11 protein-coding genes are annotated in these 12,665 nt (G+C 66.5%); 9 read left to right on the plus strand and 2 right to left on the minus strand.

All coding sequences use genetic code 11. The annotated features are described in order from the left end of the window. Positions 1 to 165 precede the first annotated feature (165 nt). From KY389_RS08195 to KY389_RS08230, 8 genes are read left to right on the plus strand one after another with little or no spacing between them, the layout of a single operon-like run. A complete protein-coding gene (locus tag KY389_RS08195) occupies positions 166 to 1,326 on the plus strand; it encodes an isovaleryl-CoA dehydrogenase (protein WP_219830412.1) in 1,161 nt (386 codons plus the stop codon). After that, on the plus strand, positions 1,326 to 1,814 hold the full coding sequence (locus KY389_RS08200; protein WP_219830413.1) for a lysozyme inhibitor LprI family protein: 489 nt from the start codon (positions 1,326 to 1,328) through the stop codon (positions 1,812 to 1,814). The genes KY389_RS08195 and KY389_RS08200 overlap by 1 nt, the downstream gene beginning before the upstream one ends. A 3-nt stretch (positions 1,815 to 1,817) precedes the next feature. Further along, complete coding sequence (locus KY389_RS08205) at positions 1,818 to 3,353, plus strand: AMP-binding protein (protein ID WP_219830414.1); 1,536 nt, start codon at positions 1,818 to 1,820, stop codon at positions 3,351 to 3,353. Between the two features lie 40 nt (positions 3,354 to 3,393). Then, a complete protein-coding gene (locus KY389_RS08210; RefSeq protein ID WP_219830415.1) occupies positions 3,394 to 4,998 on the plus strand; it encodes a carboxyl transferase domain-containing protein in 1,605 nt (534 codons plus the stop codon). Between the two features lie 53 nt (positions 4,999 to 5,051). Further along, positions 5,052 to 6,977, plus strand: coding sequence for an ATP-binding protein (locus KY389_RS08215; protein WP_343222928.1), 1,926 nt, complete (start codon positions 5,052 to 5,054; stop codon positions 6,975 to 6,977). Next, a complete protein-coding gene (locus KY389_RS08220; RefSeq protein WP_246588029.1) occupies positions 6,974 to 7,621 on the plus strand; it encodes a glutathione S-transferase family protein in 648 nt (215 codons plus the stop codon). Before KY389_RS08215 ends, KY389_RS08220 begins: the two co-directional genes overlap by 4 nt. Beyond that, positions 7,614 to 8,468, plus strand: a complete 855-nt coding sequence (locus KY389_RS08225) for a hydroxymethylglutaryl-CoA lyase (RefSeq protein ID WP_219830417.1) — start codon at positions 7,614 to 7,616, stop codon at positions 8,466 to 8,468. The genes KY389_RS08220 and KY389_RS08225 overlap by 8 nt, the downstream gene beginning before the upstream one ends. 2 nt (positions 8,469 to 8,470) lie before the next feature. Then, positions 8,471 to 9,256: a crotonase/enoyl-CoA hydratase family protein gene (locus KY389_RS08230; protein ID WP_219830418.1), complete on the plus strand. Its 786-nt coding sequence runs from the start codon at positions 8,471 to 8,473 to the stop codon at positions 9,254 to 9,256. Between the two features lie 107 nt (positions 9,257 to 9,363). Here KY389_RS08230 and glyA read toward each other — a convergent pair whose 3' ends face one another. Next, positions 9,364 to 10,659, minus strand: coding sequence for a serine hydroxymethyltransferase (glyA, locus tag KY389_RS08235; RefSeq protein ID WP_219830419.1), 1,296 nt, complete (start codon positions 10,657 to 10,659; stop codon positions 9,364 to 9,366). A 186-nt stretch (positions 10,660 to 10,845) separates the two neighbouring features. On the opposite strand from glyA, the gene KY389_RS08240 reads away from it, so the two are divergent. Beyond that, on the plus strand, positions 10,846 to 11,607 hold the full coding sequence (locus tag KY389_RS08240) for an NAD kinase (protein ID WP_219830420.1): 762 nt from the start codon (positions 10,846 to 10,848) through the stop codon (positions 11,605 to 11,607). A gap of 84 nt (positions 11,608 to 11,691) precedes the next feature. On the opposite strand, the gene KY389_RS08245 is transcribed toward KY389_RS08240, so the two are convergent. Next, positions 11,692 to 12,444: a Bax inhibitor-1/YccA family protein gene (locus KY389_RS08245; RefSeq protein ID WP_219830421.1), complete on the minus strand. Its 753-nt coding sequence runs from the start codon at positions 12,442 to 12,444 to the stop codon at positions 11,692 to 11,694. Positions 12,445 to 12,665 lie beyond the last annotated feature (221 nt).

The raw sequence follows: 12,665 nt of genomic DNA on the forward strand, positions 1-12,665 counted from the left end.
GTTTCGCGCGCACCATGCGGCGGGCCGGGACAAAGGGCAAGCCGGGGCCGATTGACGCGGGCCGCACCCGGATGCAGGCTGCACTTGACGCGGAGGGGATGGCCGCGCTATCGGTTAAATGAACGCATGTTCATTTAATATCGGCAGCATGGGGGGGGCTTGCGGATGTTCACACGGGGCATGGAATTCGATCTGGGCGAAGATGTGAACGCGCTGCGCGAGATGGTGCATCGTTGGGCACAGGACCGGATCAAGCCGCTGGCCGCGGCGACCGACCGCGACAATGCCTTTCCCAACGAACTCTGGCCCGAAATGGGCGAGCTTGGTCTGTTGGGCATCACCGTTCCCGAGGAATTCGGCGGCGCCGGGATGGGTTATCTGGCCCATGTCGTCGCCACCGAGGAGATTGCACGGGCCAGCGCCTCGATCAGTCTGTCTTATGGGGCGCATTCAAACCTTTGCGTCAATCAGATCAAACTGAACGGCACCGATGCGCAGCGCGCGAAATACCTGCCGAAGCTCTGCAGCGGCCAGCATGTCGGCGCTCTGGCCATGTCCGAGGAAAGCGCGGGCAGCGATGTCGTCGGCATGAAGCTGCGCGCCGAGAAGCGGGGCGACGGCTATGTGCTGAATGGCAACAAGTATTGGATCACGAATGGTCCCGACGCCGACGTGCTGGTCGTCTATGCCAAGACCGACCCCGAGGCGGGCAGCAAGGGTATCACCGCCTTTATCGTCGAACGCGGGATGCCCGGCTTCTCGACCAGCCCGCATTTCGACAAGCTGGGGATGCGCGGGTCCAACACCGGAGAGCTGATCTTCGAGAATTGCACCATCCCCGCCGAGAACGTCCTGGGCGAGGAAGGGCGCGGCGTGCGCGTCCTGATGTCGGGTCTGGATTACGAACGTGTGGTTCTGTCGGGGATCGGCACGGGCATCATGGCCGCCTGCCTTGACGAGGTGCTGCCCTATCTGCGCGAGCGACGGCAATTCGGCCAGCCGATCGGTTCCTTTCAGTTGATGCAAGGCAAGATTGCCGACATGTATGTCGCGCTGAACACCGCCCGGGCCTATGTCTATGAGGTTGCGCGGGCCTGCGATGCAGGTCGCGTGACGCGCCAGGATGCAGCGGGCGCGGTGCTTTATGCCAGCGAGCAGGCCATGGTGCAGGCCCATCAGGCTGTGCAGGCGCTTGGCGGGGCGGGGTTCCTCAATGACAGCGTGGTCAGCCGGCTCTTCCGCGATGCCAAGCTGATGGAGATCGGCGCAGGCACCAGCGAAATCCGCCGTATGCTGATCGGACGCGAGCTGATGGGGCTGGTCTGATGCGGGCGGCGGCTTTCGCACTCTGCCTGCTGCCCCTGCCGGCGCTGGCCGATCTGCCAGACCCGGCGATCGACCCGGCGCTGGTCACCGATTGCCTGGCGGCAGGCCGGGGCGAGGCCTGCATCGGTCTGGCGGCAAATGCCTGCATGGAACAGCCCGGCGGCTTCTCGACCTATGGGATGAGCGCCTGTCTGGGGCTGGAATACGACCTCTGGGACGGGCTGCTGAACGATCACTACCGCGAGGTAATGGCACAGGCGCGCGCCATGGACGAAGAGATGGCCGGACTGGGCGGCACCTTCGAGGCGCAGGCCCCGGCCCTTCGGGATGCGCAGCGCCGCTGGATCGCCTGGCGCGACGCGGCCTGCGCCTTTGAACGCAGCCGGTGGGGCGGCGGCACCGGGGCGGGGCCTGCGGGCGTGGAATGCATGTTGACCCTGACCGCCCGGCAGGCGCTGTGGCTGGACCAGTATCGCGGCGAGACCTGAACCATGGCGCGCATCCTGGACGGAACCGATTACCAGCGCCTCTGCCGCGATTTCCGCTGGCATTATCCGGCGCGGCTGAACATGGCCGATCAATGCCTGGCCCATCCGGCGGGCGATGTGGCGATCATCGAACATGATGGCCAGCCCCGGCCCGTCACCTTTGGCGAACTGGCCGCCATGACCGACCGGCTGGCCCATGCTCTGGGCGCCGCGCCGGGCGAGCGCGTGGGCATCCTGCGGACGCAATCGGCCTGGACGGCGGCGGCGCATCTGGCGGTCTGGAAATCGGCGGCGATCTCGATTCCGCTCTTCAAGCTGTTCGGTCCCGAGGCCCTGGCGCTGCGCCTGAAGGATGCAGGCGCGCGGATCGTCGTGACCGACCCCGAGGGACGCGCCATGCTGGCGCCCTTTCCCGACCTGCACGTGATCGTCCCCGAAGAAGGCCTGCCCGAAGCCGGAGCTTTCGCCACAAGACCGACCGGACCGGAAGACCCTGCCGTGCTGATCTATACCTCGGGCACGACCGGCGCGCCCAAGGGGGCGCTTCATGGCCACCGGGTTCTGACCGGCCATCTGCCGGGCGTCGAGATGAGCCACGATCTGCTGGGCCAGCCCGGCGATGTGATCTGGACACCCGCCGACTGGGCCTGGATCGGAGGCCTGTTCGACGTGGCGATGCCCGGCCTTGCGCTTGGGGTGCCGGTCGTCGCCTCGCGCATGGCACGTTTCCAGCCTCAGGCGGTGCCCTCCCTGATCGCCGATTGCGCCATCCGCAACCTGTTCCTTCCGCCGACTGCGCTGAAGATGATGAAGGCCGCCGACATCACCCTGTCGGGGTTGCGCAGCGTGGCCTCGGGCGGCGAGCCTCTGGGCGCCGAAATGCTGGAATGGGGCCGCCGGGCGCTGGGGGTGACGATCAACGAATTCTATGGCCAGACCGAATGCAACATGGTCGCATCGTCTTCGGGGATGATGTTCCCGCCCCGGCCCGGCGCCATCGGCAGGGCCGTGCCGGGTTTCGATATCCGCATCATCGACGAGGACGGCAACCCGACCGATGGCGAAGGCGACATTGCCATCCGGCGCGGCGCGGGCAGCATGATGCTGGGCTATTGGCAGAACCCGCAGGCAACGGCGGCCAGGTTTCGCGGCGAGTGGATGGTGACGGGCGACCGTGGCGTGATCGAGGATGGCTATATCCGCTTTGTCGGGCGCGACGACGACGTGATCACTTCGGCCGGCTACCGCATCGGCCCGTCCGAGATCGAGGACGTGCTGCTGACCCATCCCGCCGTCGCACAAGCCGGAGTGGTCGGCAAACCCTGTCCGCTGCGCACGCAGATCGTCAAGGCCTATGTCGTGCTGCGCCCCGGCCATGCGCCCACGGATGAACTGGCCGCCGCCTTGCAGGATCATGCCCGGCGCCTGTCGGCCGCACATTCCTATCCGCGCGAGATCGCCTTTCTGGAGGCGCTGCCGCTGACCGTGACCGGCAAGGTCATGCGCCGCGAATTGCGCGCCATGGCCCAGGCCGAATGATGCGCGCGATCCCGACCCATCTGTTTCACAAGGCCCGCCCATGAAGTTGAGATCCGCCGCCCTGACGACTTCGGATGCCTATCGCGCCAACCGCGCGGCCCATCTGGAAATGCTTGCCGCAATCCGCGAGGCCGCCGAGGCGGCCGCCGCCGGAGGCGGCACGCGGGCGCTGGAGCGTCATGTCAGCCGCGGCAAGATGCCCCCGCGCGAGCGGGTCGCCAATCTGCTGGACCCAGGCAGCCCGTTTCTGGAAATCGGCGCCACGGCGGCGCATGGCATGTATGACGGCGCGGCCCCCTGTGCAGGCATCATTGCAGGCGTGGGGCGCATCCACGGGCAAGATGTCATGGTCGTGGCCAATGACGCGACCGTCAAGGGCGGCACCTATTACCCGATGACGGTGAAAAAGCACCTTCGTGCGCAGGAAATCGCCGAGGAATGCCATCTGCCCTGCCTCTATCTGGTCGATAGCGGCGGCGCGAACCTGCCCAATCAGGACGAGGTCTTTCCCGACCGCGACCATTTCGGTCGCATCTTCTACAATCAGGCCCGGATGAGCGCCAAGGGCATTCCCCAGATTGCGGTGGTGATGGGCTCGTGCACTGCGGGGGGCGCCTATGTGCCCGCCATGTCGGATGTCACGATCATCGTGAAGGGGCAGGGGACGATCTTTCTGGCCGGTCCACCCCTGGTCAAGGCCGCGACGGGCGAGGTCGTGACGGCCGAGGAGCTGGGCGGCGGCGATGTTCATACCCGCCTGTCCGGCGTGGCCGATTATCTGGCCGAAGACGATTCTCACGCGCTGGCCATGGCGCGCCGCGCGGTCAGCCATCTGAACCGCCGCCGCCCCGAGACAGTGCTGTGGCAATCGCCCGAGGCGCCTGCCTACGACCCCGACGAGATCCTGGGCGTCGTGCCCGCCGATCTGCGCACGCCTTACGATATCCGCGAGGTGATCGCGCGGGTCGTGGACGGCTCGCGGCTGGACGAGTTCAAGGCGCGCTTCGGCGAGACGCTTGTGACGGGTTTTGCCCATGTCGAGGGCTGCCCCGTCGGCATCATCGCCAATAACGGCGTGTTGTTCTCCGAGGCCGCGCAGAAGGGTGCGCATTTCATCGAGCTGTGCAGTCAGCGCGGCATTCCGCTGGTCTTCCTGCAGAACATCACCGGCTTCATGGTCGGCCGCAAATACGAGAACGAGGGGATCGCCCGCCATGGCGCCAAGATGGTGACGGCCGTGGCCACGACCTCGGTGCCCAAGATCACGATGCTGGTGGGCGGCAGTTTCGGCGCGGGCAATTATGGCATGGCAGGGCGGGCCTATGGGCCGCGCTTCCTGTGGACCTGGCCCAACAGCCGCATCAGCGTGATGGGCGGCGAACAGGCGGCTGGCGTTCTGGCCACGGTGCGCCGCGAGGCGATCGAGCGCGCGGGCGGTTCCTGGTCGCCCGAGGAGGAGGCCGCGTTCAAGCGCCCGACGATCGAGATGTTCGAGCGGCAGAGCCATCCGCTCTATGCCTCGGCGCGGCTATGGGACGACGGAATTGTGGACCCGCGCAAGACGCGCGAGATTCTGGCGCTGTCGCTGCGCGCCAGCCTGAATGCGCCGGTCGAGCCGACGCGCTTCGGCCTCTTCCGTATGTAAGGGGGGATGCGTCGCATGGGTATTTGGGCAACGGAGAAGGGGAGGGCGCGGCCGTGTTCGACAAGATCCTGATCGCCAATCGCGGCGAGATCGCCTGCCGCGTGATGAATACCTGCCGCAGACTGGGCGTGGCGACGGTTGCGGTATTTTCGGATGCCGACCGCGAGGCGCGGCATGTGTTCATGGCTGACGAGGCTGTCGGGCTGGGGGGCGCAGCGCCCGCCGAGAGCTATCTGCGCGGCGATGCGATCATCTCGGCGGCCAAGGCGACCGGCGCGCAGGCGATCCATCCGGGTTACGGCTTTCTGTCCGAAAACCCGGATTTCGTCGAAGCGGTCGAGGCGGCCGGTCTGGTCTTCATCGGCCCTTCGGCCAGGGCGATCCGGGCGATGGGGTTGAAGGATGCCGCCAAGGCGCTGATGGAAAGGGCGGGTGTGCCGGTCGTGCCGGGTTATCACGGCGCGGATCAATCCCCTGATCGGCTGGCCGGCGAGGCTGAGCGGATCGGCTATCCGGTGCTGATCAAGGCCGTGGCCGGAGGCGGGGGCAAGGGGATGCGTCTGGTCGAGAATCCGCAACGGTTTCTCCAGGCGCTGGAAAGCGCGCGGTCCGAAGCCCAGGGTGCCTTCGGCAATCCTGACGTGCTGGTCGAGAAATACGTCGTGCAGCCCCGTCACATCGAGGTTCAGGTCTTTGGCGATGGCAGGCACGCGGTGCATCTGTTCGAGCGCGATTGTTCCTTGCAGCGTCGCCATCAGAAGGTGATCGAAGAGGCGCCCGCCCCCGGCATGACCGCCGAGATGCGTTCGGCCATGGGTGAGGCCGCCGTGCGCGCGGCCGAGGCCATCGGCTATTCCGGTGCAGGCACGGTCGAGTTCATCGTCGATGGCAGTCGGGGACTGCGCCCTGACGGGTTCTGGTTCATGGAGATGAATACCCGCCTTCAGGTCGAACATCCGGTGACCGAGGCGATCACCGGGGTCGATCTTGTCGAATGGCAGTTGCGTGTCGCCTCGGGCGAGAGTCTGCCCGCGCGGCAGGAGGACATCACCATCACCGGCCATGCCTTCGAGGCGCGGCTTTACGCCGAGGATGTGCCTGCCGGCTTCCTGCCCGCGACCGGGACGCTGGCGCATCTGGACTTTCCCGATGGCGCGCGGATCGAAACCGGCGTGCGCGCGGGCGACCGGATCAGCCCATGGTATGATCCGATGATCGCCAAGGTGATCGTTCACGGCCCGACCCGCGCCATTGCGCTGCGTTCGCTGGAGCGGGCGCTGCGGCGGACCGAGGTGGCAGGGTCGGTGACGAACCTGGATTTCCTGGTCGCCCTGACGCGGCATGAAGGTTTTGGACGGGGTGAGGTCGATACCGGGCTGATCGCGCGCGATCTTCAGGCATTGCTGACCGCCTCTGCACCGGACGGGGCGGCGGTCGCTCTGGGTGTGATCGGGCTTGCGGGACTGCACGACCCCAGGCTGCGCGGCGGCATCACCCTGTGGCAGCCCTTGCGGCGGACCATCGCCTGGCAGGGCGGAAGCGCCGTGCTTGAGGTGCTTGGCCCGGGTGAGGCCCGCGTGACGCTGGAGACCGGTCCGCACGAGGTCCGCTGGCAGGGCGGGCGCTGGTGGGTCGATGGCCGCCCATATCCCGCGCGCATCGTGGAGCATGACGCAGGGGTGAGCGTCTTCGGCGCTGCGACCCTGCACCTTGTGTCCCAGGATCCGCTGGAACGGGCCGGGTCTGATGCCGGTGGCGAGGCGTTGACCCGGGCGCCGATGCCCGGCCTTCTGCGCGCCGTCGATGTGGTCGCGGGTCAGTCCGTGCAGGCGGGCGACCGTCTGGCCGTGCTGGAGGCGATGAAGATGGAACACAGCCTGACCGCCAGCCGTGACGGAGTCGTGGCCGAGGTTCTGGCCAGCCCCGGCGATCAGGTCGAGGCTGGTGCCCCCCTGATCCGGCTGGAGGACGTCGCATGATCCGCCTGCATCACATTCCCGGCTCGCGCTCCATGCGGGTGCTGTGGCTGCTCGAGGAACTGGGCCTGCGCTATGAATTGCGGCTTTGGTCGTTGACCGATGGCGGGATGCGTAGCGCGGAATTTCTGGCGATATCGCCCGCAGGCCGCGTTCCGGCGCTGGAGATCGACGGAAGGGCGATCTTCGAGTCGGGTGCCATTGTCGAATATCTGACCGAACGCGAAGGGCGGCTGGCCCCGCGCCCCGGTGCGCCCGACCGGGCGGATTTCCTGGAATGGGTGCATTTCGCCGAAACCCAGGCCAATATCATCCAGGCGTTGAACATCCACCACGTCTTTCTGCGCCCTGAGAGCGCACGCTCGATCCCGCTGATGAAGCTGGACACGAAGCGGCTGGCGGTGACGGCGCGGGCGCTGGAGGCCCATCTGAGCGGGCGCGAGACGTTGCTGGATAGGTTCAGCGCCGCCGATTGCATGTTGGGCTTCAACATCGACGCGGTTTTCCGCTTCCTGCCGCGGGCGGATTACCCGGCGCTGGACGCCTATGGCCGGCGGATGATGTCCCGGCCCGCCTATCGCCGCGCCGAAGAGGCGGGCGGCGGCAGCCTGTTCGCGCGCGATTTCTACGCGGTGCCCGATGCCTGAGACCGTCGAGATTTTCGAGATGGGCCCGCGCGACGGGCTGCAGAACGAAAAGCGCCTCATCCCGGCGGCCGAGAAGATCGCGCTGGTGGATCTGCTGTCTCAGGCCGGCTTTCGCCGGATCGAGGTGACGAGCTTTGTTCCCGCCAGTTGGGTGCCGCAGATGGCGGATGCGACCCAGGTGATGGCGGGGATCACCCGCCGCCCAGGCATCCGCTATGCCGCGCTGACGCCGAACCTGCGTGGCTATCAGGCGGCGCGGGCGGCGGGCGCAGATGAAGTGGCGATCTTCGCCAGCGCCTCGGAAGGGTTCAGCCGCGCCAATCTGAACGCGACCATCGCCGAAAGCCTGGCGCGCTTTGCCCCTGTGACCGAGGCGGCGCGCGCCGATGGCATCCCTGTTCGCGGCTATGTCAGCGTGGTCACGGATTGCCCCTTTGATGGGCCGACCCCGCCCGGGACCGTGGCCCGCGTCGCCGCCGCGCTCAGAGACATGGGCTGCTACGAGATCAGCCTTGGCGACACGATCGGGCAGGGCCGCCCCGAGACGATCGACGCGATGCTGGCTGCCGTGCTGAACGAAATCCCCCCCGACCGGCTGGCCGGCCATTACCATGACACGGCGGGCCGGGCGCTGGAGAATATCGACGCAAGCCTTGCACGCGGCTTGCGGGTCTTTGACGCTGCCGTGGGTGGCCTGGGCGGCTGCCCCTATGCGCCGGGTGCCGCAGGCAATGTCGCAACCGAGGCCGTGGCGGCCCATCTGGAGGCGCGCGGCTTCCGAACCGGCCTGGACATGGCGCGGCTGCGCCAGGCGGCCGACATGGCCCGCGGGTTGAGAAAGGAATGACGATGCAGACCATCCGCATCACGCGGGACGCGCGCGGCGTTGCAACCCTGACATTGGCGCGGCCCGACAAGCATAACGCCCTGTCACGCCAGATGATGGACGAGCTGACCGAGGCCGCGGCCATGCTTGGCACCGATCCGGGCGTGCGCGTCGTGGTCCTGGCAGCCGAGGGCGCCAGCTTCTGCGCGGGTGGCGATCTGGACTGGATGCGCCAGCAGATTCAGGCCGATGCCGAGACCCGGCGCGAGGGCGCCCGCGCGCTGGCCGGGATGCTGTCGGCGCTGAACCTGCTGCCCAAGCCGCTGATCGCGCGGGTTCATGGCAATGCCTTTGGGGGTGGCGTCGGCATGATGGCGGTCAGCGACATCGTGATCGCTGCCGATGCCGCCCGGTTTGGCCTGACCGAGGTGCGGTTGGGCCTGATCCCGGCCACCATCGGCCCTTATGTGCTGGCCAGAATGGGCGAACCGGCAGCACGGCGGGTCTTTTTCTCGGCCCGCCTTTTCGGTGCGGCCGAAGCGCAATCGCTGAACCTGGTCTCGCGGGTCGTGCCCGCCGACGCCCTTGATGCCACCATTAAGGCCGAGGCCCAGCCCTTCCTGCAGGCCGCGCCCGGTGCCATCGCGGCAGCCAAGGCGCAATGCCGTGCCCTTGGCCCCCGGATCGACGCCGAGGTGATCGAGGACAGTATCGAACGGCTCGTCGCGGTCTGGCAGGGCGGCGAGGCCCCCGAAGGCATTGCGGCCTTTTTCGAGCGCCGCAAGCCGTCATGGCAATCCGACGGCTGATCCGGTCCTTGCCAGAAGACCCGCAGCCCCGCCCCGGCCCAAGATCCAAGGCCCGCCGCCCTGACAGCGGCGGGCCTTGTGCTTTCACCCCGGCAGGGCCGCGCCTGTCACATGCCCTGATAAAGAGGGAACCGGTCGCAGAGGGCCTTGACTTCGGCGCGGACCTTGGCTTCGACCTCGCCATTGCCGTCCTCGCCATGGGCGGCAAGGCCGTCCACGACTTCGACGATCCAGCGGGCGATCTGGCGGAACTCGGCCTCGGCAAAGCCGCGCGTGGTGCCGGCGGGGGCGCCCAGGCGGATACCCGAGGTGACAAAGGGCTTCTCGGGATCGAAGGGCACGCCGTTCTTGTTGCAGGTGATGTGCGCGCGGCCAAGCGCGGCCTCTGTGGCCTTGCCGGTCACACCCTTGGGACGCAGGTCCGCAAGGCACAGATGGTTGTCAGTGCCGCCCGACACGATGTCGATACCGCCCTTCATCAATTCATCCGCCATGGCACGGGCATTCTTGACGACCTGGGCGGCATAGGTCTTGAATTCCGGGCGCAGCGCCTCGCCGAAGGCCACGGCCTTGGCGGCGATCACATGCATCAAGGGGCCGCCCTGCAGACCCGGAAAGACGGCGCTGTTCACCTTCTTGGCGATCTCGGCATCGTTGGTCAGGATCAGACCGCCGCGCGGGCCACGCAGGGACTTGTGCGTGGTCGAGGTCACGACATGGGCATGGGGAATGGGCGAGGGATGCGCGCCGCCCGCGACCAGACCCGCGATATGGGCCATGTCCACCATCAGCCAGGCGCCCACCTCATCCGCGATCTTGCGGAAGGCGGCCCAGTCCCAGGTGCGGCTATAGGCAGTGCCGCCCGCGATGATCAGCTTGGGCCTGTGCTGGCGGGCGCTTTCGGCGATCGCCTCCATGTCAAGCATGTGGTCCTGCTGGCGCACGCCGTAGCTGACCACGTTGAACCATTTGCCTGACATGTTCACCGGTGATCCGTGGGTCAGGTGGCCACCCGAATTCAGGTCCAGCCCCATGAAGGTGTCGCCCGGTTGCAGCAGCGCCAGAAACACCGCCTGATTCATCTGGCTGCCGCTGTTGGGCTGGACGTTGGCATATTCGCAGCCGAACAGCTCCTTGGCGCGCTCGATGGCCAGGGTCTCGACGACATCCACGAACTGACAGCCGCCATAATAGCGCTTGCCCGGATAGCCTTCGGCATATTTGTTGGTCAGGACCGAGCCTTGCGCCTCCATCACGGCGCGGCTGACGATGTTTTCCGAGGCGATAAGCTCGATCTCGTCGCGCTGGCGGCCCAGTTCCTGGGTGACGGCCTTGGCAATTTCGGGATCACGGCTGGCCAGGGTTTCGGTAAAGAAACCGTTGTCGCGGGTGGGGGCGTTCATGTCTCTCGCGTCCTTTATGGCTCGGGCGGCTGCGGATTGGGGGCTTTTACCCCATGGCGGTCCCTGCGGAAAGTGACAAAACGACCCGATGCGCCACAGGGACGACGCCTTTGCCCGCTGCTGCCCAGGGGCTTGCCTTCCGGGGGGCGGACAGGGATGCTGCCCGTCGTCATCAGGGGGAACGGCATGACGCCTGCGATCCATTTCACCGCCAGCCATGCCGCCTCGGCGCAAGAGGCCTGGGCCGCGCTGACCGCGCGTTACGGTCAGGCCAGGCTGGATCAGGCCGAACTGGTGGTCGCCCTGGGCGGTGACGGCTTCATGCTGCAAACGCTTCACGCGACGCAGGGGCTGGGCCTGCCGGTCTATGGCATGAATCGCGGCACGGTGGGTTTCCTGATGAACGCCTATGCAGAAACCGGTCTGCCCGAACGGCTGGCCCAGGCCGAAGAAACGGTGATCAACCCGCTGCGGATGCGGGCCGATTGCACCGATGGCACCCGTCACGAGGCCCTTGCCATCAACGAGGTCAGCCTGCTGCGGCAGGGTCCGCAGGCCGCCAAGCTGCGCATCCATGTGGACGGCCGCCTGCGGATGGAGGAGCTGGTCTGCGACGGAGCCCTGGTGGCCACCCCTGCCGGCTCCACGGCCTACAATTACTCGGCTCATGGTCCGATCCTGCCCATCAACGCCGAAGTTCTGGCCCTGACCGCCATCGCGCCCTTTCGGCCTCGGCGCTGGCGGGGCGCATTGTTGCCCAAGGCCGCGCAGGTCGAGGTCGAGGTGATCCACCCCGAACGCCGCCCGGTCATGGCCGATGCCGACAGCCGATCCTTCCGCGACGTGGTTCGCGTGCGGATCGGATCGGCGACCGAGATCCGCCATCGCCTGCTGTTCGATCCCGGCCACGGGCTGGACGAGCGCCTGCTGCGCGAACAATTCGTCTGACAGGATCCGGATGCCTGCGACCGGGCATGAAAAAACCCCGCCGAATGAACCGGCGGGGTCTGTTCTGTCAGGCTGGCCGGGCGGTCAATCGCGCTGGCCCATGAATTGCAGCAGGAACATGAACAGGTTCAGGAAGTCCAGATACAGGCGCAGCGCGCCCATGATCGCGGTCTTTCCGATGAAGTCCTGATCGGCCCCTTGGGCTGCCATTTCCAGATAGGTGTTCTTGATGTTCTGGGTGTCATAAGCGGTCAGACCCGCGAAGATCAGAACGCCCAGAACCGAGATCGCGAACTGGATCGCCGGCGAACCCAGGAAGATGTTCACGATGGCGGCCACGATCAGGCCGATCACGCCCATGATCAGGAAGCTGCCCCAGCCCGAGATGTCCTTTTTCGTCGTGTAGCCCCAAAGCGACAGGCCCGCGAAGGCGATGGCTGTCACAAGAAAGGTCTGCACGATGGAATAGGACGTATAGACCAGGAAGATCGAGCTGATCGACAGGCCCATCAGCGCGGCAAAGCCGTAAAAGAGCCCGGTCGCAGCCGGGATCGACAGCCGGTTCACCGCGGCACCGAAGGCAAAGACCACCAGCAGCGGCGCAAAGATGATCACCCAACGCAGCGGCGAAGCGTAGATCGCAGCGCCAAGGGCGGTCAACTGCCCTTCGGGCGAGACGGCCGCGTTCGCGATGCCGAAGGCTGCGACGGCAGTCACACCCATTCCGACCGCCATCAGCCCATAAACCTTGTTCATGTAGGCCCGCAGCCCTTCGTCGATCACAGCCTGACGCTGCCCGACGCCCTGCGCGGTGCGGTAAGTGTTGTATTCTGCCATCAACGACTCCCTATCAAGACATTGGGGTTTCCCTTGAAATGCTATATTGTCCGAAATGGTCGGATTTTCAATGCTGCGCGGGCGCGTGGTCCTTGTCGTTCCCGAAAAATTCAACGGCAAGGCCGACCTTCGGGGCGCAGAGCTGCAAGGTAGTGCCATCCATACCTGTCTTTTTGGTCAGAAAGAGGCGCATTTACCACGATGACACTCGAAAATTGCGC

The organism is Paracoccus bogoriensis (genome assembly GCF_019431455.1).
Classification (GTDB): Bacteria; Pseudomonadota; Alphaproteobacteria; order Rhodobacterales; family Rhodobacteraceae; genus Paracoccus; species Paracoccus bogoriensis.

What these genes read in the sequence shown, in the direction of transcription:
- KY389_RS08195 (WP_219830412.1), top strand. Translation starts at nt 166, where the DNA reads ATGTTCACACGGGGCATGGAATTCGATCTGGGCGAAGATGTGAACGCG.
- KY389_RS08200 (WP_219830413.1), top strand. Translation starts at nt 1,326, where the DNA reads ATGCGGGCGGCGGCTTTCGCACTCTGCCTGCTGCCCCTGCCGGCGCTG.
- KY389_RS08205 (WP_219830414.1), top strand. Translation starts at nt 1,818, where the DNA reads ATGGCGCGCATCCTGGACGGAACCGATTACCAGCGCCTCTGCCGCGAT.
- KY389_RS08210 (WP_219830415.1), top strand. Translation starts at nt 3,394, where the DNA reads ATGAAGTTGAGATCCGCCGCCCTGACGACTTCGGATGCCTATCGCGCC.
- KY389_RS08220 (WP_246588029.1), top strand. Translation starts at nt 6,974, where the DNA reads ATGATCCGCCTGCATCACATTCCCGGCTCGCGCTCCATGCGGGTGCTG.
- KY389_RS08225 (WP_219830417.1), top strand. Translation starts at nt 7,614, where the DNA reads ATGCCTGAGACCGTCGAGATTTTCGAGATGGGCCCGCGCGACGGGCTG.
- KY389_RS08230 (WP_219830418.1), top strand. Translation starts at nt 8,471, where the DNA reads ATGCAGACCATCCGCATCACGCGGGACGCGCGCGGCGTTGCAACCCTG.
- glyA (WP_219830419.1), bottom strand. Translation starts at nt 10,659, where the DNA reads ATGAACGCCCCCACCCGCGACAACGGTTTCTTTACCGAAACCCTGGCC.
- KY389_RS08240 (WP_219830420.1), top strand. Translation starts at nt 10,846, where the DNA reads ATGACGCCTGCGATCCATTTCACCGCCAGCCATGCCGCCTCGGCGCAA.
- KY389_RS08245 (WP_219830421.1), bottom strand. Translation starts at nt 12,444, where the DNA reads ATGGCAGAATACAACACTTACCGCACCGCGCAGGGCGTCGGGCAGCGT.